The following is a 20,728-nucleotide window of genomic DNA, read 5'->3' on the forward strand; positions in this document are numbered from 1 at the left end:
CGGGACGTTAGTGGCCGCCGCGCACCCGGTCCATGGGCAGATATAGGACCGTGTCCCGGGTCACTTCCCCGGAGGGCGGCGCGGACAGCTCGTCGTCGCTCAACGCCCGGTCGTATACACGCACTTCGTCGATCGCTCCCGTGAAGTACGCCCGGCTGTCCATCCGTTGCCCGACATGGACCCCGAACGGCGAGTTGCGGCTGACCGAACCGGGCACGTCCGAGGCGCCGACCGCCGTACCGTCGACGGAGAGCGTGAGCAGTCCGTCGCCCCGGCGTAGGGCCAGATGATGCCACTGTCCGTCGTTGTAGGCGCTCGCCGTGCGGACAGAGGCGGAGGTCGGGGCCGCGGCTCCGTTCCTCGTGGTGATCAGCGCGGTGATCCGGTGGGACGCGGGCTCGGCGCGCATCCACACCTGCGGCTGCGTCGTCCCGATCCCGCCCATCCACAGCAGCGGCTGCTCTCCGCCGGTGGCCGTGTAGCGGAACCACAGCGACGCGGTGAAGTCCTTCGTCCCGAGCGGGAGTCGGTCCTGATACGGCAGGCGTACGGCGTCGTCGGCGCCGTCGAACTCCAGCGCGCCACCGCGCACGCCCGCCGTCTCCTGGGCGCCACCGAGGACTGCGGCCGGTTCGGCGTGGCGGGCGAGGTCGGCGGTCGTCGGGTCGGGGCCGCGGCGCGGGGTGAGCCAGTCCTCGGTGAAGCGGGCGAAGCGGACCTCGTCGCGTGCGTCGACCGCGCCGCCCTCGTACAGCAGCCCCACGGCGCCGCCGCCGATCCCGACCAGGTCGGAGTAGCCCGACCAGTCGGTGGTCACGACCGTGCCGCGGTCCACGCTGTCCCAGGTGCGCCCGCCGTCGTACGAGGAGCGGATCATCATGGTCCTGCGGCGGTCGGGGTCGCCGGGGCAGGCCAGCAGGATGCGGTCGCCGAGGCGGAGTACGGAGCCCTGGACCTGGGGCGCGTAGAGGCCGGGGAGGTCGCGGAAGGTCGCCGTGAAGCTGTCGCCGCCGTCCCGGCTGACGGTCTGGGTACGGTGGCCGAGGTCGGTGCCGTCCTGCTCGCGCCCGCTGACGAGGACGGATCCGTCGGCGCGTTCCGTGAGCGTCAGCTCGGACGGCTTCTGACGGAAGGTGCCGTCGTCCGCGATCGGCCAGGAGTCGCTCGCGCCGATCCGCCAGTGGTCGCCGCCGTCGTCGCTGGTGATGAGGGCGGCGTTGTTGGCGGTGACCCGACTGCCGTTCCAGGTCTCGGTGTTGACGCCGAAGACGAGCCGCCCGGCGTGCCTGCCACGGGTCAGCTGGATGCCGTGCACAGGGCCGGTGGCGTACCAGGAGTTCCAGTTCGGCGGGAGGATCTCGGCGCTCAGGTCGCGCGGCGCGGACCAGCTGAGGCCGTCGTCGTCGCTGTACTGGAGATGCGGGGTGCGGTCGCAGGGGACGTCGCAACCGCGCCCGTCCGTGCGGCCCGTGTTGTACGTCTCCGCCAGCACGATGCGACCGGTCTCGCGGTCCACGATCGGGGCGGGGTTGCCGTGGGTGTCGCCCGCCCCCTCGTTGACGACCTGGAGCGGTCCCCAGGTCCGGCCGCCGTCGTTCGACCGCTTGACGACGATGTCGATGTCACCCGCGTCGCCGCAGTCGTGCACGCGCCCCTCGGCGAACGCCAGCAGGGTGCCGTGGGTGCTCCGCACGACGGCCGGGATGCGGAAGCAGGCGTAGCCGGGATCCTGGGAGGCCCTGAAGAGCACCTGTTGCTCGAACGACGCATCGGCCGCACCGGACGCGTCGGCCGCGGAGGCCCTCGCGGGGCTCGGCAGCGCGAGCACGCACAGTGCGGCGGCCGTGAGGACGGCGGTCAGGGTCGATCTGAGACGTGCGCGCAGACGTGCCGACATGGTGCGACCTGCCCTTCGTGTGTCTGGGCAACCAGGGTGATCTGGACATCCGACATCCGACATCCGACATCCGACGTCCAATGTGTGTGCCGCAGACGCTACTTGGGCCCCCAGCGGCCCCACAAGAAGCGAGCACAGGTCGTGTTCACGCCAAACCTGAACTCGTCCGTCAGGGGCGCAGCACCACCTTCCCGAGGTTGCTCCGTGACTCGATCGCCGCGTGCGCCCTCGCCGCGTCCTCCAGGGCGAACTCCCCGTGCACGGCGGGCCGCAGGGCCCCCTCCGCGAACAGTCGCCACAGTTCCTCGCGCCACCGCTCGTACCGCCCTGGCTCGTTCCGGGCGATCCGGGCCATCTGGAAGCCGATCACGGACTTGGCGCCCACCAACAGGTCGTACGTCCGCACACTCCCGCCGCCCGAGCTGTACGCGACGAGCCGCCCGCCCGGGGCGAGGGCGGCGACGGCCGGGGTGAGCAGGTCGCCGCCGACCGCGTCGAGAACGTAGTCGACGGGCTCGCCCCAGTCCTCTGAGTCGTACGCGATCACCTCGTCCGCGCCGAGCCCCCGAACGAACTCCGCCTTGCCGGGGGCGAGCGCGGACACGGCCCCGACGACACGTGACGCGCCCTGCAGCCGGGCGAGTTGGACGGCGAGATGGCCGACCCCGCTCGCCGCGCCGGTGATCAGCGCCGCCTCGCCGGGCGCCGGGCGCGCCGCCTTCAGGGCGCCGAGCGCGACCAGCCCGCTGCGGACGAGGGCGACGGCGTCGACCGCGCTCGCCGCCGCCGGGACGGGGGAGGCCATGGTCTCGTTCAGCAGGGCGTGGTCGGCGTACCCGTGCCCGAAGCAGAGTCCGGTGACGCGGTCGCCCGCCGCGAAACGGGTGACGCCCGCGCCGACGGCGACGACCTCGCCCGCGATCTCGCCGCCCAGCGGGATCGGCTCCGCGGCCTCGGTGACCTTGCGGACGACGGGGAGGGTGACGCCGATCGCCTCGGTGCGCACCAGCAGTTCGCCGGGCCCGGCGGCGGGTACGGGGACGTCCTCCAGGAACAGGGGGCCGCCGGTGTGCTCGTATCGGACGCGACGCATCGCACCTCCAGGGGTGAGGGGGTGAGGGGGTGAGGGGGTGAGGAGGCGAGGGGGTGAGGCCTCAGGTCGTTGGGAGCCCCAACGGTAACGGACATTCATTGGGGTGCCCAACGGTTATTCGCTAGGCTGGTCCCATGTCCGCCCCCCTGTCCGCCATCCGCGCCCTCCCCAGCTGGCTCCTCGGTCGCACCGCCGCCCGCGGCCGTGCCCTCGTCGCCGAGGCGCTGGCGGCCGAGGGCCTGAAGATGTGGGATCACGTGGTGCTCTCCGCCGTCTCCGACCTCGGCCCCGTCGCCCAGGCCGAACTGGGCCGCAGCATCCAGCTCGACCCCAAGGACCTGGTCGGTGTTCTCAACGACCTCCAGGGTGCGGGCCTGGTCCTGCGTGAACCTGACCCCAGGGACCGGCGCAAGAACGCGGTGTCCATCACCGAGGAGGGCGCACGCCTCCTCGCACGCTGCGAGCGGGCGGCGCGCGAGGCCAACGACGCCCTCCTCTCGCCGCTCTCGGAGGCCGAGCGGAAGCAGTTCATGGGCCTGTTGATCCGGATTTCCGGTACGGACGGCTGATGAAGGCTAACGTTCCGTCATGACCGCACCCGAAACCGAACCCCGGCTCGCCCTCGACCCCGCGCGCACCGCCCTGGTGCTCGTGGATCTGATGGAGCGCATCGTCGGGCTGCCCGTGGAACCCCGCAAGGGCACCGAAGTCCTCGCCGCCGCCGAGGAGTTGGCGGCCACCTTCCGCAAGGCGGGCGCGCTCGTCGTGCTCGTCCGGGGTGAACGGCCCGGGCTGCCCGAGCAGCCGCCCGGCAGCGGACTCGTCGCCGGACTCGCGATGGAGGGCGACCTCGAGGTCGTGAAGCGGACCATCGGCGGGTTCCAGGGCAGCGGTCTCGACGAGCGGCTGCGGGAGCGCGGCATCTCCACCCTGGTGTTCGGCGGGATCGCCACCAACCTCGGCGTCGAGTCCACCGCCCGCGCCGCCGGCGACCTCGGCTACGACCTCGTGTTCGCAGAGGACGCGATGGCGGCCCTCACCGCGCCCGAACACGAGGCGTCGGTCCGCCTCGACTTCCCACGCCTGGGCACGGTCGTGACCACCGCGCAGGTGCACTTCAGCGCGGGCTGAGGCGCGGCGCGGGGCAGGGGATGCCGGTAGGGGCATGCCTCCGCCACGTCCTCGGGCACCCCGCCCCGCCCGACCGGCAGCGACTGCGCGGCGGACGTGAACAGGCCCTCGCGGGCGGCCTCCGGCAGGTCCCGCCACGGTTCGGTGCGGATCACGCCGGGGGAGACCACGTTGGCCCGGATCGGCGTCGGCTCCCGTGTCAGTGCGCGAGGGAACCGCCCTTCCTGATCGACGGTGCGCCGTACCCGACCGCCGTGTACGCGCCCCGAACGGGGTGTCCGGGATCCTCGCGGACTCATCCCCTTTCGCCAGGGGCGATACCCTGAAGGCATCGCCACCGGGACGACGGAAGGGGCGGCCATGGACCTCGACCTGCGGAAGATCCGCTACTTCGTGGCGGTCGCCGAGCTGCTCCACTTCGGCCGCGCGGCGGAGCGACTGCACATCGCTCAGCCGGTCCTGAGCCGTCAGATCCGCGCCCTGGAGAAGGACTTGGGCGCACCGCTTTTCGAACGCGACAGCCATGGTGTGACTCTGACGGCGGCCGGGCATCAACTCCTCGACGACGCACGGCAGTTGCTCGCCACCGCGGACGCCACCAGGCTCCGGGTGCGCCGCGCCGCCGGCGGACCGCGCCGACTGGTCGTCGGCTTCCGGGCCGGCGTCGTCGTGACCCGCGCCCTGCGCGCCTTCGGGGCCGCCCACCCGGACGTCGAGGCGCTCGCCCGCCGCGTCGAATGGGACGACCAGGAGCGGCTGATCCTCGACGGAACCGTCGACCTCGCCTACGTACGCCGCCCGATCCGCGAGCAGGGCCTCACGCTGCTGCCGCTCTTCAGTGAGGCGCGCGTGGCGATGCTCCCCGCCGACCACCGGCTCGCGGGCAAACCGGAACTCGCCCTGGCCGACCTGGCGGACGAACCGCGCCTGAGGTACGCCGACCCCCGTCCCGGCGAGCTGCCGATCCGCACCATCGAAGAGAAGTTCGAGTCCGTGGCGAGCGGGGCCGGCATCACGCTCGTACCGGAGTCCGTCGCCGAGCAGTACTCGCGCCCCGACATCACCTACGTACCGGTGCCGGACGCGGAGCGCGACGAGGTGCTGCTCGCCTGGGAGGCGAGCCGGCGCTCGCCCCTGATCACCGCCTTCGCCCCGCTCGCGCCCCTCGCCGACCCGGCGCGGGCCGAGGAGCCGTGAGCCCGGTCGCGGCGGGCTGAGGCGGGGCCCCTACGGCGCAGGGGGCGCTCCCCGCCGGTCGGGGCCCCGCCGCCGTGCCGCGGGGAGCCGGTCAGCCCTGGGCGGCCGCGGCCTGCAGGGCGATGCGGTGCTCGCCCGCGTACACGTTCATGGAGGGGCCGCGCAGGAAGCCCACCAGGGTCAGCCCGGTCTCGGCGGCCAGGTCCACCGCCAGCGAGGACGGTGCGGAGACCGCCGCCAGTACGGGGATGCCCGCCATGACCGCCTTCTGCGCCAGCTCGAAGGAGGCCCGGCCCGACACCAGCAGGATCGTGCGGGAGAGCGGGAGGTCGCCGCGTTGCAGGGCGCGCCCGACCAGCTTGTCGACCGCGTTGTGCCGGCCCACGTCCTCCCGTACGTCGAGCATCTCCCCGTCCTCCGTGAACAGTGCCGCGGCGTGCAGACCCCCGGTCCGGTCGAAGACCCGCTGGGCCTCGCGCAGCCGGTCGGGGAGGCCGGCGAGGAGCGCGGGCTCCAGCCGGACCGGGGGAGCGTCGGCCCCGTCGTCGATGGACCAGCGGGCCGTCGTACGGACCGCGTCCAGGCTCGCCTTGCCGCACAGGCCGCAGGACGAGGTCGTGTAGACGTTGCGCTCCAGCGTGATGTCGGGCAGCACGACGCCCGGCGCGGTCCGGACGTCCACGACGTTGTACGTGTTGGAACCTCCCCCACTCTCGGCTTCGCTCGAGCGGGAGGGGCCCCCACCGGTGGCGCCCGCGCAGTAGACGATGTTCTGCACCTCGTCGGCCCGGCCGAAGACCCCCTCGCTGACGAGGAAGCCCGCCGCGAGCGCGAAGTCGTCGCCCGGGGTGCGCATGGTGATCGCGAGCGGTTTCCCGTTGAGGCGGATCTCCAGTGGCTCCTCGGCGACGAGCGTGTCGGGGCGGGTGGAGATGGCCCCGTCCCGGATGCGGATCACCTTGCGTCGTTCCGTGACTCGTCCCATGTCCTGATCAGTCCCGGTTCTGTACGTGCTGGTAGCCGAAGCGGCCCTTGATGCAGAGATTGCCGTGGGTCACCGGATTGTCGTGCGGGGAGGTGACCTTCACGATCTCATTGTCCTGCACGTGCAGGGTGAGGTTGCAGCCCACTCCGCAGTACGCGCACACGGTCGTCGTCTCGGTCTGCGCCGACTCGTCCCATGTACCCGCCGCGCGCATGTCGAACTCCGACTTGAAGGACAGTGCTCCCGTCGGGCACACCTCGATGCAGTTGCCGCAGTACACGCACGCCGAGTCGGTCAGCGGGGCGTCGTGCTCGACGGCGATCCGGGCGTCGAATCCTCGCCCGGAGACCGAGATCGCGAAGGTGTTCTGCCACTGGTCGCCACACGCGTCGACGCACTTGTAGCAGAGGATGCACTTGTCGTAGTCGCGGACGTAGAGGCCGTTGTCGATCTTCGGCTCCTCGTCGAGGCGCGCCGCGTCGGGGCCGAAGCGGTCCGGTTTCGCCTCGTACTCCTTGATCCACCCGGCCACCTCCGGAGTGGTTGACAGGTCGACCGAGGAGGCGAGGAGCTCGATGACGACCTTGCGGCTGTGGCGGGCGCGCTCGGTGTCCGTCCGCACCTCCATGCCCGCCTCCGCCTTGCGGGAGCAGGCCGGGACGAGGGTCCGGGCGCCCTCCAGCTCGACGACACAGACCCGGCAGGCGTTCTTGGGGGTGAGCGTGTCGCCCTGACAGAGGGTGGGGACCTCCTTGCCCGCCGCCCGGCAGGCGTCGAGGATCGTCGAGCCCTCCGGAACCCTGGCCTCCTGCCCGTCGAGGGTGAACTCGACGAGCCGACGCGGCACTCCCAGCGGTATCGCGGTCATTCGTAGGCCCCCAAGCGGTCGATCGCGGATTCCACGGCGTTCCACGCGGTCTGCCCGAGACCGCAGATCGAGGCGTCCCGCATCGCGCGGCCCACCTCCCTGAGCAGGGCGAGGTCGTCGGCCGCCGCAGCGCCCCTCCGCTCGGCGATCCGGTGCAGCGCCTCCTCCTGCCGTACGGTCCCGACCCGGCACGGCACGCACTGCCCGCACGACTCGTCGCGGAAGAACTCGGCGATGCGCAGCAGCAGGCGGGGGAGCGGGACCGTGTCGTCGAAGGCGATGACCACGCCCGAGCCGAGGGTCGTGCCCGCCGCCCGGGTGCCCTCGAAGGTGAGCGGGATCTCGAGTTCGTCGGGCCGTACGAAGCCGCCCGCCGCGCCGCCGAGCAGCACCGCGCGCAGCCGTTCACGCACGCCCGCCAGCTCCAGCAGCTCGCCCAGCGTCGCCCCGAACGGCAGTTCGTAGATTCCGGGCCGGTCCACGCTGCCCGACACGCAGTACAGCTTCGGGCCGGTGGAGCCCGGGGTGCCGATCGCCGCGTACGCCTCGGCCCCCCTCGTCAGGATCGGCAGGACGTTCACCAGGGTCTCGACGTTGTTCTCGGCAGTGGGTTTACCGAACAAACCCTTTTCCACAGGGAAGGGCGGCTTGGAACGCGGCTCTCCTCTGTACCCCTCGATCGAGTTGAACAGGGCGGTCTCCTCGCCGCAGATGTACGCACCTGCGCCCCGCCGGATCTCGATGTCGAAGGCGTACCCCTGGCCGAGGACGTCCTCGCCGAGCAGCCCACGCGCGCGTGCCTGCCCGAGGGCGTGCTCCATGCGGTGCAGGGCGCGCGGGTACTCGCCGCGCAGATAGAGGTAACCCTTGTGCGCCCCGACGGCGTACGCCGCGATGGTCATCGCCTCGACGAGGGCGTACGGGTCGCCCTCCATGACGACCCGGTCCTTGAAGGTGCCCGGCTCGGACTCGTCGGCGTTGCACACCAGGTAGTGCGGACGGTCGGGCTGGGACGCCGTGGCCTGCCATTTACGGCCGGTGGGGAAGGCGGCGCCGCCGCGCCCGACCAAGCCCGCGTCGGTGACCTCACGGATGACCCCGGCCGGCCCGAGTGCGAAGGCCCGCCGCAGGGCGGCGTACCCGCCGTGTGCCCGGTAGTCGTCGAGCGAGGCGGGGTCGACCACACCGACACGACTCAGCAGCACGAGGGAGGGATCGCCCGCCTGGGGTACCGCGAAGGCCGCGGGCGGCTCCTCGGGCGCCGAGTCGGGGGCGCTCGCCGCCTCCGCCGCCCGCGCGACGGTGGTGGGCGCCGACACGGCCGTACGCACCGGATCGCCCGCCCTGACCGCGAGGGCCGCCGGAGCGCGCTCGCACAACCCCAGGCAGGGGCTGCGCTCGACGCCGACGCCGCTGCCGGGGCCGAGGCGCGCCTCGACCCCCGCGCACAGCTCCGCCGCGCCCGCCGCCGCGCACGCGAGATCCGTGCACACGTGGAGCACGGTCGCGGGGCGCGGTTTCACCGAGAACATCGCGTAGAAGGTCGCGACCCCGTAGGCCTCCGCAGGCGGCACGGTCAGCCGGCGGCACAGGTAGTCGAGCGCGCCCTCGCTGATCCAGCCGATCCGGTCGTTGACGGCGTGCAGCCCCGGCAACAGCAGGTCGCGGCGTTCGCGCGCCTCCCGACCGCCGCGCGCCCACCTGAGGTCGGCGGCCCTCATCTCATCGCGGGCGGCGCCCTCCCACGAGGACTCCGGAGGACCGAGCAGCGCGTCGATCGCCGCCCGCTCCTCGTCCGTCGGTTTGCTGTCACCGAAGTGCAGATCCACCACATCACCTCACTTGAGTCGCGACCGGCAGCTTCTCGATCCGGATGGCCGACGCCTTGAACTCCGCCGTCCCCGCGATCGGGCAGTTCGCCTCGATCGTCAGCTGGTTGGTGTCCACCTCGTCGGGAAAGTGCATGGTCATGAACGCAAGGCCGGGCCGCAGCGCGGTGTCGATCCACACGGGTGCCACGACGGATCCCCGGCGCGAGGAGACCTGGACCTCCTCGCCCACCACGACCCCGTAGTGCTCGGCGTCCTCCGGGCAGAGCTCGACAAACTCGCCGCGCCGCAACGGCGAGGCGAAACCACCGCTCTGCACCCCGGTGTTGTACGAGTCGAGCCGCCGCCCGGTGGTGAGCCGGATCGGATACTCCTCGTCCGTCAGATCCACGGGCGGGTCGTGCTGGACGATCCCGAACGGCGCGAGCCGACCGCGCTCGGCGGGGTCCGAGGCCCACAACCGGCCGTGCAGATAGGTGGGTTCGAGCCGCCCGATGTCGGGGCAGGGCCACTGGATGCCCTGGTGCTCCGCCAGACGTTCGTACGTCATCCCGTAGTGGTCCGGCGACACCGACCGCAGCTCGTTCCAGACGGCCTCGGCGTCGGCGTACTTCCAGTCGTGCCCGAGGCGTGCGGCGAGGTCGCAGAGGATGTCGATGTCCTCGCGGGCCTCACCGGGCGGTGTGACCGCCGCGCGCACCCGCTGCACACGCCGCTCGCTGTTGGTGGTGGTGCCCTCCGTCTCCGCCCACCCGGCGGTCGCGGGCAGCACGACGTCCGCCAACTGGGCGGTCTTCGTGAGGAAGATGTCCTGCACGACGAGGAAGTCGAGGGCGCCCAGCCGCCGTATCGCCTGTTCGCTGTCGGCCTCCGACTGCGCCGGGTTCTCGCCGATGCAGTAGACGGCCTTGAGCGTGCCCTCCTCCATGGCCTCGAACATCTCCGTCAGGTTCAGCCCGTAGTGCGGCTGGATGACGGTGTTCCAGGCGGACTCGAACTTCAGCCGCGCCTCGGGGTCGAGGATGTCCTGGAAGCCGGGGAGGCGGTTGGGGATGGCGCCCATGTCGCCGCCGCCCTGCACGTTGTTCTGCCCGCGCAGGGGCTGGAGTCCGGAGCCGTGGCGGCCCACGTGCCCGGTCAGCAGGGACAGGTTGATCAGCGCGCGGACGTTGTCGGTGCCGTTGTGGTGCTCGGTGATGCCGAGGGTCCAGCACAGCTGGGCGCGCTCGGCGCGGGCGTACGCGTGCGCCAACTGCCGTATCGCCGCCGCCGGTACGCCCGTCACCTTCTCGGCGAGCGACAGCGTCCAGGGCTCGACGAGCGCCTTGTACTCCTCGAAGCCGCTGGTGGCCCGCTCGATGAAGGCGTGGTTGGCGAGGCCCGCGTGGATGATCTCGCGGCCGATCGCGTGCGCCATCGGGATGTCGGTGCCGACGTTCAGACCGAGCCAGCTCTCCGCCCACTCGGCCGTGGACGTACGGCGCGGGTCGACCGCGTACATCCGGGCGCCATTCCTGATCCCCTTCAGCACGTGCTGGAAGAAGATCGGGTGGGCGAAGCGGGCGTTGGAGCCCCACATCACGATGAGGTCGGTCTCCTCGACCTCCGCGTACGAGGAGGTGCCGCCGCCGGAACCGAAGGCGGCGCTCAGGCCCGCGACGCTCGGGGCGTGGCAGGTGCGGTTGCAGGAGTCGACGTTGTTCGTGCCCATCACGACCCGGGCGAACTTCTGGGCCACGTAGTTCATCTCGTTGGTCGCGCGGGCGCAGGAGAACAGGCCGAAGGCGCCGCGGGCGGCACTGAGTCCGGACGCCGCGCGGGTCAGGGCCTCGTCCCAGCCGGCCCGCCGGAAGGGCTCGTCGCGCGCGTCACGGACCAGGGGGTGCGTGAGCCGGGCGTAGATCTTCGATTCACGTTTCCTCATGCGGCGCTCCTCAGCGCGAGCAGGTCCGAGATGGCGTGGACGGTGCGCAGGGTGGGCACCTCGACGCCGGTGATGTCCGCCAACTCGACGACCGCTGCCAGCAGTACGTCCAGTTCGAGCGGCTTGCCGCGCTCCAGGTCCTGGAGAGTGGAGGTGCGGTGGTCGCCGACGCGCTCGGCGCCGGCCAGCCGCCGTTCGATGGAGACGCCCACCTCGCAGCCGAGCGCCTCGGCGACCGCGAGCGTCTCGGTCATCATGATCTCGATGACCTTGCGGGTGCCGCCGTGCAGGCACATCTGCCGCATCGTCGCGCGGGCCAGCGCGCTGATCGGGTTGAAGGAGATGTTGCCGAGCAGCTTGAGCCAGATGTCGTTGCGCAGATCCCGTTCGACCGGGCACTTGAGGCCGCCGGCCGTCATGGCCTCGCTGAACGCCGTGCACCGCGTGGAGAGGGTGCGGTCGGGCTCACCGACGGAGAACCGGGTGCCTTCCAAGTGCCGTACGATGCCCGGTCCTTCCAGCTCGGTCGCGGCGTACACGACACACCCGATGGCCCGTTCGGGCGCGAGCACCGCACTGACCGCGCCGTCCGGGTCGACGCTCTCCACCCGGTGGCCGTCGTGCGGGCCGCCGTGCCGGTGGAAATACCACCAGGGGATGCCGTTCTGGGCGGCGATCACCGCCGTGGTGTCGTGCAGCAAAGGCTCGATCAGCGGCCCGCACGCCGCGTACGAGTTGGCCTTCAGGCCGAGCAGGACGTAGTCGACCGGGCCGACCTCGGCCGGGTCGTCGGTGGCATGGGCGCGCGCGGTGAAGTCGCCACGCGGACTGAGGACTTGGACTCCGTGCTGCCTCATGGCCGCGAGATGCGGTCCACGGGCGATGAGGTGCACGTCGGCGCCTGCGCGGTGCAGCGCGGCGCCGACGTAGGCGCCGATCGCACCGGCGCCGAGAACGGCGACTTTCACTGTGGCTCGCTCCGTTCGGTCGAGGGTACCGAGGAACTGCCGAACTCTGTCGACGAAATATTGTCTACAGTATGGAACTTGGGGCGGCAAGGCTTCGCGCAACACCTCGACGGACCACTTGGAGGCCCGCCCCGAGGTGCCTGCCGGCGGGGGAGAGGCACATGTCACGTCCTGTGCCGGCCGGAACACAGATCATCGCCGGTGCTCCTCGGGGGTACCGTCATTGGGTCAAGCCGGAGCTCGAACCGGCGGCGCATCCTCATCTTGACTCTGTAAAAAGTGCGTTGCCATTCCTGGGGTGGTGGGAAATCATCGCCGCTCATGCTTCAAAGTGAGATTTGGGATGACCAGGCCGCTCAGAGCTATGACTCCCCTGGGACCGGTATGTTCGCGCCGACGGTGCTGAGGCCGACCGTGGACCGACTCGTGGAGCTCGCCGACGGCGGGCGGGCGCTGGAGTTCGCCATCGGGACCGGGCGGGTGGCAGTTCCCCTCGCGGAGCGCGGAGTCCCGGTCAGTGGCATCGAGCTGTCGCAGCCGATGATCGATCAGCTCCGCACGAAGGTAGACGACGCGGCCATCCCGGTCGTCGTCGGCGACATGGCCACTGTACGAGTTCCGGGCGAGTTCCAGCTCGTCTATCTCGTCTACAACACCATCTCCAACCTGCTCACGCAGGCCGAGCAGGTTGCCTGTTTTCGAAACGCCGCACGCCACCTCGCGCCGGGCGGCCGGTTCGTCGTCGAGCTGTGGGTCCCCGAACTGCGCAAGCTGCCGCCAGGTCAGCAGGCCGTGGTCTGGGAGTCGGCGACGGGCTACATCGGGCTCGACACCTACGATGTCCTTCGCCAGCAGGTCGTCTCGCACCACTTCCGGTTCGACACCGAGTCCGGTCGCGAGGCCCGGTTGTTGCGCAGCCCGCACCGATACATCTGGCCGGCTGAACTTGACCTGATGGCCGAGCTGGCCGGAATGACACGGGAGTCCAGGCATGCCGACTGGACGGGAAAGGAATTCACTGCGGAGTCGCGCTCCCATGTCTCGGTCTACAGGATGGCCAGCCCGCTCTGACCGGGCGAGTCTCCGAGGCCGGCGGCCCGTGACTGCCAGGACGCCGGCGCGTACCGGGCTGTGCTCACTGGGCGGTGCGGGTGAGGGCTTTGATCGAGATCATTGGCGGTCGTTCATGGGCCGCCCCGGGAGGGACTCTGCATGACCCCATTGCCGATCGTCCGACGCGTGCTCGGCGACGGGCCCTTCGCTGAAATCGGAGAGCCGGCTGTGGCCGTCATCGACGATCGCTCGCGGATGGTCGCTGTGGGCGGGGACGTCGGGGCAGTTCAGTGGAACGGCAGTGGGACCGCGGACTCCAGATGGACGGGGCACCGGATCGGTGTCTATGAGCGGGACGGATTGCGGTGCCGGCATCTGGTGAGGTCCTGGTACCCCGTACGATCTCTCGCCTTCCACCCCGTTCTTCCCCTGTTGGCCGTCGGCACGGGACGCTACGACGGCGGCTACTCCTTCGAAGGCGAGCTGCTGCTGATCCACCTCGGCTCCGGCAACGTGGTGTCCGCGTTGCAGCACCCGCGGGAGGTGCTCAGCGTCGAATGGCGCAGTGAGACAGCACTGCGTCTGGTCCTGGCCCCGTGCGATGACTGGGACAACCCGCACGCACACAAGCAGGGACATACGGTCCTTGTCACTCGCGCAGACTGGGGCGCGGTCGAACAACGGGCGATCGGTGCTGAAGAAATGGCAGCCCCCGCGGAGCCGGCCGTTCAGTCGGATCACAGCGCGGAGACCCGCCGACTTCTCGCGGACCTCGCGGCCGCCGCCGGTCGGCAGTGGTCCGTACGTCGACGGGTGTGGGCTGTCGAAGGCATGGAGGACGGCCGCGTGCTGGCCGCTCTGGACGGGGTCCTGGCGGAGTCGTGGCTGCCGTCAGGAGACCGGCAGTGGGCGGTGGAGGACGAGGAAGGCGGCCGCCAGCTGGTTCTGGCTTCCGACGGAACATCGGTCTGGGCCAACGCCGAACGCCGCGGTCGCCGGAAGGAAGGACGCTGGGAGACGTCCGCGCCTCGGCTCGCCAGGATCGCCGTCGACGCAGGGCAGGTGCTGGAGACCCTGAGCCCGGGCGTGTGCGCGGTTCTCGTCACAGGCGGCCAGCGGACGATCCTGAGGCCGTTGGACGGCCGCAGCAAGCGTCCCGCACGGCTGATGATGTACGACCTCGAAAGTCCGGCGGACGGTCCCGAGGTAGGCCGCTTCGACCTGTTCAATCACGGGTTTGCAGTCCGGTGCGCGAGTCGCCCGTATGTCCTGGTAGGCACTGACCTGGATAAACCGCACAAGGACAAGTGGATCGCCGCCGTGGGCGCCGACGGGACATTGCGGCGGCTCTTCCCGCACTCCTGGGTGCCGCAGGAGCACCACTTCGGGGGTCCGGCGGTCGAGATCGGGCAGTCCCTGGTGTATGCCGGCGCCGTCCACCATGGGCATGGGCTCCAGCCGGGTGGCGCCTACGTCGTACGGCGATCCTTGAACGGCGCGGTGCAGTGGCAGTACCGGACCGATCATCCCGCCACCGCCCTTGATGCTGACACAGATACGGTCTACGTGGCCTACAACTCCGGAGCCCTGACAGCACTGGACGCCGGCAGCGGCTCGGTGCGATGGCACACCGAGCTTGAGGTCGGCGGAGCACCGACCACCGCACTTTCTCTCGCTGTAGCATGCCCAGGGCATTTGCTCGTCGGGACCGTCGACGGCCGCATCCTGGAGTGTTCAGTTCGCGGGTGACCCCGCGGGAGCAATCACTCGGAGCTGGCGATGCGGCTCAGAATGGGCTGGTGAGCCGGCCGGAGCGCGCCGCTTGGCCCGCGCAGCCTCACATCAGGGATCTCAGCACGTCGACCTCACAGCCCGGCGCGAACGGGTCGAGGCCGTGCTCGATCAGCCAGCGAACTGCCAGCAGGCTTCGCAACGACCACCACGCGTGGATCACGTCGAGGTCGATGTCGGTGCCATAGCCGGCGGCGACGTCGTCGAGGTGCTCCTCGTGTCCGAGCGTGAAGGTGGCGAGGTCGTACAGGGCATCACCCTGGCCCGCCTCGGACCAGTCGATGATGCCCGTGACCTCGTCGCCGTCGACGAAGACGTGCGCGATCTGCAGGTCGCCGTGCGTGAACGCCGGAGTCCACGGCCGGAGCGCGGCCTCAGCGACCTGGCGGTTGCGGGTGACCAGGTCAGCGCGCAGGACACCGTTCGTCACGAGCAACTCGCACTCGTCGTCGAGTTCCGCCGCCAGCGCGACGATGCTCCGGCCGGCCCGCCCCGGCAGGGGCGGCAAGGGCGCTTCGTGCAGCTTCCGGATGGCGGCGCCCGCCGCGGCCCACGCCGCCGGCGACCCGGTCGACGGCCCGCCGAGGCGCCCGAGCGTCGTCCCCGGGAGTGCGGTGATCGCGAGCACGGGCGGCTTGCGCCACAGGACCTCCGGGGTCGGGACCGGCGCGAGGGACATCGCCTCGACCTCGACGTCGATGCGCGCCTGATCGGGGTCCACCTTCAAGAACACGTCACCGACGCGCAGGGTCGCGCGCTCGGAATGGGCGACGACGACTTTGACCTCATCCATGGGCGACCAGTATCCCGGGGACGATCGCCGACGTCGCCGGTTTATCGCGTGCGATTACGCGGCTGACCGCGTCCCGATACCCGGCGGCCTCGTGCACGACACCGACCTCTGACCAGGTCAAGCCCACCACTTTTGTTAGGAGTTCTTAGAGAGCATCTGATCAGCTTTCAGATTGCTATGGCAGTGTTGTCCGTTTCGATTCGCCACGTTGGGGTGGATTCTCCGGTCAGCTCGCGGGACATTTTGTTAGCCATTGCCCAGTGGATCATCGTGCGGGATCTCTGTGGGAGGGCTTCGTAGTCCCGCGCGAGGCGGCGGTGCTGCATGAGCCAGCCGAAGGTCCGCTCGATCACCCATCGCTTCGGCAGGGGCTCGAACCCCTTCGCCCGAGGCCGCTGCACCACCTCGACGTCGATGCCGAGTCCGGCGCCGTGGTTGAGGATGCTGGTCTGGTAACCGCCGTCGGCCCACACCTTGGTCACGCCGGGATGGGCGGCGGCCAGGTCGTCGAGCAGGAGCTTGCCGCCGGCGGTGTCGTGCACGTTGGCGGCGGTGATGAGGACGGCCAGCACCAGGCCGAGTGTGTCGGTGATCAGGTGCCTCTTGCGTCCTTTGATCTTCTTGCCGGCGTCGATGCCCTGGCTGGTCTCGGCCACGTTTGCCGAAGTCTTCACGCTCTGCGCGTCGATCACGGCGGCGGTTGGCTCCGCGTTGCGGCCGTGGGAACGTCGGGTCCGTTCACGCAACAGGTCGTGGACCCGCTGGGTCGTGCCATCCGCTTCCCACTTCGCGTAGTAGTCATAGACGGTTTTGTACGGCGGGAAGTCGTGCGGCAGGTACTCCCAGGGAATGCCGGTTCGGTTGACGTAGAGGATCGCGTTGACGATCTCCCGTAAGTCGTGGACCCGGGCCGCCGTACCGGGGCCGGTCCGGCCGGCTCGCCAGGCCGTGAAAACCGGTTCGATCAAGGCCCAGCGGGCATCGGAGACATCACTGCGGTACAGGCGACGAGCGTTCACGCCTCGCTCAACGACAGCCATCCCCGACAGTCACAAAAACATCCCTAACTACCAACTACCTAGATCAGATGCCCTCTTAGAGGTCGTCCTTGGCTGTACCTGGCGCAGGGCCCGGACGGCTTCGAGGGTTCACCCGTCGTTGCCGGTGACGGGCTGCACCGTCGTCATTTGTGGTCGCGCAGGAAGGTAGGGATCTCGTCGCGGGTCGGGTAGTTCGGCAGGGGTGCTGGCTTGTCCTGAAGGAACGCGGTGATGACGGCGGTGGCCCGGTCGTTGTTGTCGTCGAGGCCGTTCCACATGTGGTGTCCGACTCCGGGCATGTACTGCGCGCGTTGGATGGCGGGGTCATTGGCAAGGATGGCGGTCGCCCATTGACGGACCTGGGAGGAGCACTCGGCGATCATCAGCATCGCGGGGGTCCGGGACTGGCGCAATTGCGGTGCGATGGAGGGCGAGTCCTTGACCGTCTGCTGGACGCGGAGGCTGGCGGCGGGGCTGAAGGAGAAGTTCTGTGCGGTGTCCTCAGCGGGGATGCGGTGCGCGTCGCGCGCGCAGTAGGCGGATGCGGTGTCACCGCCGAGGTCGGCGGTGGTGAAGGCGTTGTCACCTTCGGCCTGTCCGATCAGTCCGGTGGCGGGGGTGAGGAGTCCGAGTCGCATGAGGCCGAATGCCACGGCGTACCGAGGGACGTGCGTCGATCGCGGTCCGGTCATGACCGGCGCGAGGCCCCGTGCGGATTTTCGGCCCTTGTGCCCGGTGATGTGCGCGGTGGGGCCGTCCATGGGGCCGGGCTCGGCGATGATCGCCCGGTGCAAGCGTGCGGCGACGCTCGGGTCGGCCAGGGCTCGGGTGAGCACGGCCCCGCCTGAGGAGAATCCGAGGATGTCGACCTTGCCCTTGTTCAGGCGGTCGATGAAGGCGGCGAGGTCGCGGACCGACCTGGAGATCGTGTACTGGCCCATGGGGAGCAGGTCGCTTCGTCCGCCACCGGCCTGTTCGTAGGCGTAGACGTCGTAGCCCTGGCGTGCCAGGAGTTGCAGGAACCGGTGGTCGAGCACCGAGATGCCACGGACCGGTCCGCCGTTGAGGTACACGAACGGGATGGGATGCCGGGGGCCGGGGTTCGCGGGCGGGTAGTGATACACCGCGACCCGGCTGCCGGTGGACAGGCTCCAGTGCTGCGTGGTCACGAACGGCAGGGCGGGCGGGTACCGCCGGGCCGTCGGTACGGTCGGAACGCAGACCGCCGCCGTCAATGCCGCCGCGACAACCACCGGCAGGAACGGCACGAGCCGCGCCGGCCAAGTGCGGCGCCGCCCCCGCCACATCGCGAGGACAGCCCCGACTCCGAGGGTCGTCAACCATGCGGCCAGCCCCGAGCCTGCCCCGTCGGTGAGGGCGATCAGTGCGAGAAAGACGACGACCAGCATCGCGACGGCGGCCAGGGCCAGCAGTAAGCGTCCGGTGAAGCGGACGAGACGTATGGCGGACGTGGGCACGGCGGACCTCCAACAGTTTCAGAACGCTGTTTCAAAACGACGTTACCAAAGAGGGTAGGCTGCTGGCCGTGGGTAGGCCGAGAACAAACGACGAGGCCGTCAAAGAGCGGCTTGTGGTGTGCGCGACCGAGATGCTCGCCACCCGTCCGCGGGAGTTGCTCACGGTCCGCGCCGTGGCCGCTGCTGCCGAGGCGTCGACGACGGCGGTGTATTCCTTGTTCGGTGGCAAGGACGGCCTGATCGGTGCGGTGCGCGACAGAGCCGTCGCCGGCCTGTTCCAGGACCTGTCGGCGGCGCAGACCTCAGCGGACCCTCTCGCCGACCTCTACGGGCTGGCCGTCGCCTACCGTCGTTGGGGGCGCGGACACAGCCACCTGTACACGGTGCTGTTCGGTGGTGTGCAGTCCTTCGACCCGTCGGGGGAGGTCGGTGCCAGTGACCCGATCCTTCCGCTCCTCGCGGCGATCGATCGCGCGTTGGCGGCGTCCGTCCTCGTCGGCGAAGCAACGTCGATCGCCCTGTCGATCTGGGCCACCCTGCACGGGCTCGTGACTCTCGAACTGGCCGGGGCCCTCGACGCCGCCACGGCCGAGGCCGCCTTCCGATCGGCGATTCACGCCACGTTGCGCGGATGGACGACCCCGGCGGTGTTCAGCAGCCTTCGCCAAGCCGAACTCGCTCCTTGACAGGATCAGGACCGGTATCCGGGCCCTCCCGGTCCCTGCTGGGGCGGGGGAGCGTCCTGCCGGCGGGCGCCGTAGGAGTCGATGAACACGTCAGGGGTCGTCACGGAGTCTCCAGGCTCGTACGGCCGGCCACACCGGTGCGGGCCGCCGCGTCAAGGGTGAGGGCGGGTCAGCGGGTGGCGAGGGCCGCGCGGTCCTGGTGGTGCTCGGCAGTCGCAGAGCTCGGGGTGTCGTCGACGGGCCACTGGCGCCGGCAGGCGGGTGAGGGGCAGGCACGTACGCTCTGGCGCCGTCGATGGCCGGCTCGGTGCTCAGGGCGCGCGCCCAGGCGGTGATGCCGTCGGTGTCGTGTTCACCGACGCGCAGGATCAGGCTGTGCAGGGGGCGGCCCGGCTCGGGGCAGATGCTGCGGGAGATCGAAGCCGGTCAGCGGCAGGTCGGGGTGGTCCTGCAGGAGGCGTCGGCCGACGGCGAGCTGCCCGTTCTCGCGGGATCCGTACCGCTCCAGCTGCGCCAGCAGCTGCTGGGCTCGCGCCGGTGCCGGTGGGCTCAGGGGCATCTGTGGCTCCTTGGCGAAAAGGGGAGCGCCGCGCCCGCAGGGTGGCGCGCGGCGCTCCGGGTTGTGTGGCTGGTGGTGTCGGCGGAGTGTGTTCAGACGGTCGTGCTGGTGCGGGCGATGGTGTCGGCGACGTGCAGCAGCGCCGCGGTGTTGCCGTGGATGGCGTTCGCGATCTCTTCGGCGTGGGCGTTGTTGAGTCGGTCGGCGTTGAGGCTGTCCATCGTGCGAATCGCCTCAAGGCGGTAGTCGCGGCGCGGCGCAGTCCCGACGCATGCGGGCCTGGCCGGCGATGACGGCGTCATAGGACGGTACGCGTCGCGGGGGTCAGTCCCGGCGGGCCACCAGCCGGTAGGCGTTGGAAAGGCCCAGGGGCCGGGCCACGCGTTTGAAGACTAGGCGGTCCAGCAGCCTGCCCAGGAGCAAGGCCGGGATGCCGGCGATCACTGTCATGGCGCGCAGTGTGCGCCGAAGGCGGGACGGCGGGACCGGCAGCCAGGGCAGGTCGTCGCGCGGTGCGACCGCGTCCAGGGCAAACCAGACAGCGGCCAGCAGGTCGACGGGGTCGTGGGGTTCGGCGTGCTGCTCCGCGACCACCGTGAAGCCGAGATCCGTGAGACGAGCACGCAGGTTCTCGACCGGGACGAAGTGCAGGTGCTGCGGCTGCAGCCAGGGCAGCCACCAGCGGCCGAGAAGGCGGGCATAGCGGCTGTCGGGGTCCGGGACCTCGATCAGCAGGTGGCCGCCGGGTCGGACGGCCCGGTACGCCGCCTGAAGTTCGCGGGCCGGTTCCGTGCTGTGCTCCAGGTAGTGGAACATGCTGACGACGTCGTAGCCGTCGGCGAGTTGCTCAGCCAGCTCGGGAAAGCTGCCCCGATGGCCCTGGTCCACGCGTCCGGCGCGCTCGGCGAGTTCGGCGCCGTCGGTGAAGTCGAGGCCGTCGAAGCTTGTATCCGGGAAGACAGTGCGGGCCGCCTCACAGAAGTGGCCGTGACCGGTGCCGACGTCCAGCCAGTCCTTGGGCGTGGGGGCGAAGGGGACCAAGGACTCGGCACGCTGCACGTACATTTTCGTCCGGCTTGCGAAGGTCATGGCGAGCTGCTTCTCGCCCAGGCCGTCATAGAAATCGCGGTAATAGAACTCCAGGCCGGCCTCGCTGAGCCGCGGATTCTGGAAGGTGTGCCGACATCCCTCGCACCGGTCGAGGACGAAGCGGCCTGGCTTGTGCTGGATCAGGTCCGTGGTGCGCAACCGCGTCGCCAACCGGGTCGAGCCGCACCACGGGCAGGTGTCGCGCCGGGGTTCGAAGAAGCGGTCCAGGCCTTCGGCGAGGTCGGCCCGGTAGACCGGGCGCAGCGCTGCGACCTGCTCGGCTCGGCCCGGGGACACGGGCTCGTACTCGTGGGTGCGGTTCTTGTGGTCGTTGCTCACTGGTCCTC

The 20,728-nt window shown here is 70.5% G+C and carries 19 protein-coding genes and 1 pseudogene; 6 read left to right on the forward strand and 14 right to left on the reverse strand.

All coding sequences use genetic code 11. The features are described 5' to 3' along the window. Positions 1-7: 7 nt before the first annotated feature. Both OG798_RS42340 and OG798_RS42345 read right to left on the reverse strand, forming a co-directional pair. A complete protein-coding gene (locus OG798_RS42340) occupies positions 8-1,897 on the reverse strand; it encodes a sialidase family protein (RefSeq protein ID WP_328758730.1) in 1,890 nt (629 codons plus the stop codon). A 169-nt stretch (positions 1,898-2,066) separates the two neighbouring features. Next, positions 2,067-2,990 carry a quinone oxidoreductase family protein gene (locus tag OG798_RS42345; RefSeq protein ID WP_121414454.1) on the reverse strand — a complete coding sequence of 308 codons (924 nt, stop codon included), beginning with the start codon at positions 2,988-2,990 and terminating at the stop codon, positions 2,067-2,069. 134 nt (positions 2,991-3,124) lie between these two features. On the opposite strand from OG798_RS42345, the gene OG798_RS42350 reads away from it, so the two are divergent. Together OG798_RS42350 and OG798_RS42355 are read left to right on the forward strand one after the other, a co-directional pair. Beyond that, on the forward strand, positions 3,125-3,559 hold the full coding sequence (locus OG798_RS42350) for a MarR family winged helix-turn-helix transcriptional regulator (protein ID WP_095851624.1): 435 nt from the start codon (positions 3,125-3,127) through the stop codon (positions 3,557-3,559). Positions 3,560-3,578: 19 nt separating this feature from the next. After that, on the forward strand, positions 3,579-4,121 hold the full coding sequence (locus tag OG798_RS42355) for an isochorismatase family protein (protein ID WP_095851623.1): 543 nt from the start codon (positions 3,579-3,581) through the stop codon (positions 4,119-4,121). 92 nt (positions 4,122-4,213) lie between these two features. Here the strand turns inward: OG798_RS42355 and OG798_RS42360 are convergent. Further along, positions 4,214-4,483: pseudogene (locus tag OG798_RS42360) on the reverse strand (hypothetical protein); the annotation flags it as partial. Here OG798_RS42360 and OG798_RS42365 point away from each other — a divergent pair. Further along, a complete protein-coding gene (locus OG798_RS42365) occupies positions 4,482-5,318 on the forward strand; it encodes a LysR family transcriptional regulator (protein WP_121414452.1) in 837 nt (278 codons plus the stop codon). The pseudogene OG798_RS42360 and the gene OG798_RS42365 overlap by 2 nt on opposite strands. A gap of 91 nt (positions 5,319-5,409) precedes the next feature. Here OG798_RS42365 and fdhD read toward each other — a convergent pair whose 3' ends face one another. Genes fdhD through OG798_RS42390 form a run of 5 tightly spaced genes read right to left on the reverse strand, consistent with a single transcriptional unit; the run spans position 5,410 to position 11,892 of the window. After that, complete coding sequence (gene fdhD, locus OG798_RS42370; protein ID WP_095851621.1) at positions 5,410-6,303, reverse strand: formate dehydrogenase accessory sulfurtransferase FdhD; 894 nt, start codon at positions 6,301-6,303, stop codon at positions 5,410-5,412. A gap of 7 nt (positions 6,304-6,310) precedes the next feature. Continuing rightward, positions 6,311-7,171, reverse strand: coding sequence for a 2Fe-2S iron-sulfur cluster-binding protein (locus tag OG798_RS42375; protein ID WP_121414451.1), 861 nt, complete (start codon positions 7,169-7,171; stop codon positions 6,311-6,313). Continuing rightward, on the reverse strand, positions 7,168-9,000 hold the full coding sequence (locus OG798_RS42380) for an NADH-ubiquinone oxidoreductase-F iron-sulfur binding region domain-containing protein (protein WP_267063440.1): 1,833 nt from the start codon (positions 8,998-9,000) through the stop codon (positions 7,168-7,170). Before OG798_RS42380 ends, OG798_RS42375 begins: the two co-directional genes overlap by 4 nt. A 4-nt stretch (positions 9,001-9,004) precedes the next feature. Next, entirely contained in the window at positions 9,005-10,924 is a 1,920-nt protein-coding gene (locus OG798_RS42385; protein WP_328758731.1) for a molybdopterin oxidoreductase family protein, read from the reverse strand. Continuing rightward, the gene (locus tag OG798_RS42390) at positions 10,921-11,892 is read right to left on the reverse strand and encodes a 2-dehydropantoate 2-reductase (protein ID WP_095851618.1); all 972 of its coding nucleotides are present in this window, start codon (positions 11,890-11,892) and stop codon (positions 10,921-10,923) included. Before OG798_RS42390 ends, OG798_RS42385 begins: the two co-directional genes overlap by 4 nt. A gap of 321 nt (positions 11,893-12,213) precedes the next feature. Here OG798_RS42390 and OG798_RS42395 point away from each other — a divergent pair, with 321 nt between their 5' ends. Then, positions 12,214-12,963, forward strand: coding sequence for a class I SAM-dependent methyltransferase (locus tag OG798_RS42395; RefSeq protein ID WP_328760149.1), 750 nt, complete (start codon positions 12,214-12,216; stop codon positions 12,961-12,963). A 141-nt stretch (positions 12,964-13,104) separates the two neighbouring features. Beyond that, on the forward strand, positions 13,105-14,694 hold the full coding sequence (locus OG798_RS42400) for a hypothetical protein (RefSeq protein WP_328758732.1): 1,590 nt from the start codon (positions 13,105-13,107) through the stop codon (positions 14,692-14,694). Between the two features lie 88 nt (positions 14,695-14,782). Here the strand turns inward: OG798_RS42400 and OG798_RS42405 are convergent, their stop codons facing one another. From OG798_RS42405 to OG798_RS42415, 3 genes are all read right to left on the reverse strand, one after another. Beyond that, on the reverse strand, positions 14,783-15,529 hold the full coding sequence (locus tag OG798_RS42405; RefSeq protein ID WP_328758733.1) for a phosphotransferase family protein: 747 nt from the start codon (positions 15,527-15,529) through the stop codon (positions 14,783-14,785). Positions 15,530-15,696: 167 nt separating this feature from the next. Next, positions 15,697-16,548: an IS5 family transposase gene (locus tag OG798_RS42410; RefSeq protein WP_121413298.1), complete on the reverse strand. Its 852-nt coding sequence runs from the start codon at positions 16,546-16,548 to the stop codon at positions 15,697-15,699. A gap of 164 nt (positions 16,549-16,712) precedes the next feature. Then, positions 16,713-18,047, reverse strand: coding sequence for an alpha/beta hydrolase (locus tag OG798_RS42415; protein WP_328758734.1), 1,335 nt, complete (start codon positions 18,045-18,047; stop codon positions 16,713-16,715). A gap of 68 nt (positions 18,048-18,115) precedes the next feature. Between OG798_RS42415 and OG798_RS42420 the strand changes: the two genes are divergently transcribed. Further along, entirely contained in the window at positions 18,116-18,733 is a 618-nt protein-coding gene (locus tag OG798_RS42420; RefSeq protein WP_267063444.1) for a TetR-like C-terminal domain-containing protein, read from the forward strand. A gap of 352 nt (positions 18,734-19,085) precedes the next feature. On the opposite strand, the gene OG798_RS42425 is transcribed toward OG798_RS42420, so the two are convergent. From OG798_RS42425 to OG798_RS42435, 3 genes are all read right to left on the reverse strand, one after another. Beyond that, the gene (locus OG798_RS42425; RefSeq protein ID WP_267063445.1) at positions 19,086-19,292 is read right to left on the reverse strand and encodes a hypothetical protein; all 207 of its coding nucleotides are present in this window, start codon (positions 19,290-19,292) and stop codon (positions 19,086-19,088) included. Between the two features lie 92 nt (positions 19,293-19,384). Continuing rightward, a complete protein-coding gene (locus OG798_RS42430; RefSeq protein WP_257016486.1) occupies positions 19,385-19,513 on the reverse strand; it encodes a hypothetical protein in 129 nt (42 codons plus the stop codon). A gap of 103 nt (positions 19,514-19,616) precedes the next feature. After that, positions 19,617-20,720 (reverse strand): class I SAM-dependent methyltransferase, encoded by a 1,104-nt coding sequence (locus OG798_RS42435; RefSeq protein ID WP_267063966.1) that lies wholly within the window; start codon positions 20,718-20,720, stop codon positions 19,617-19,619. Between the last annotated feature and the right edge of the window lie 8 nt (positions 20,721-20,728).

Origin of the sequence: Streptomyces sp. NBC_00271 (assembly GCF_036178845.1) — a bacterium.
Taxonomy (GTDB): Bacteria; Actinomycetota; Actinomycetes; order Streptomycetales; family Streptomycetaceae; genus Streptomyces.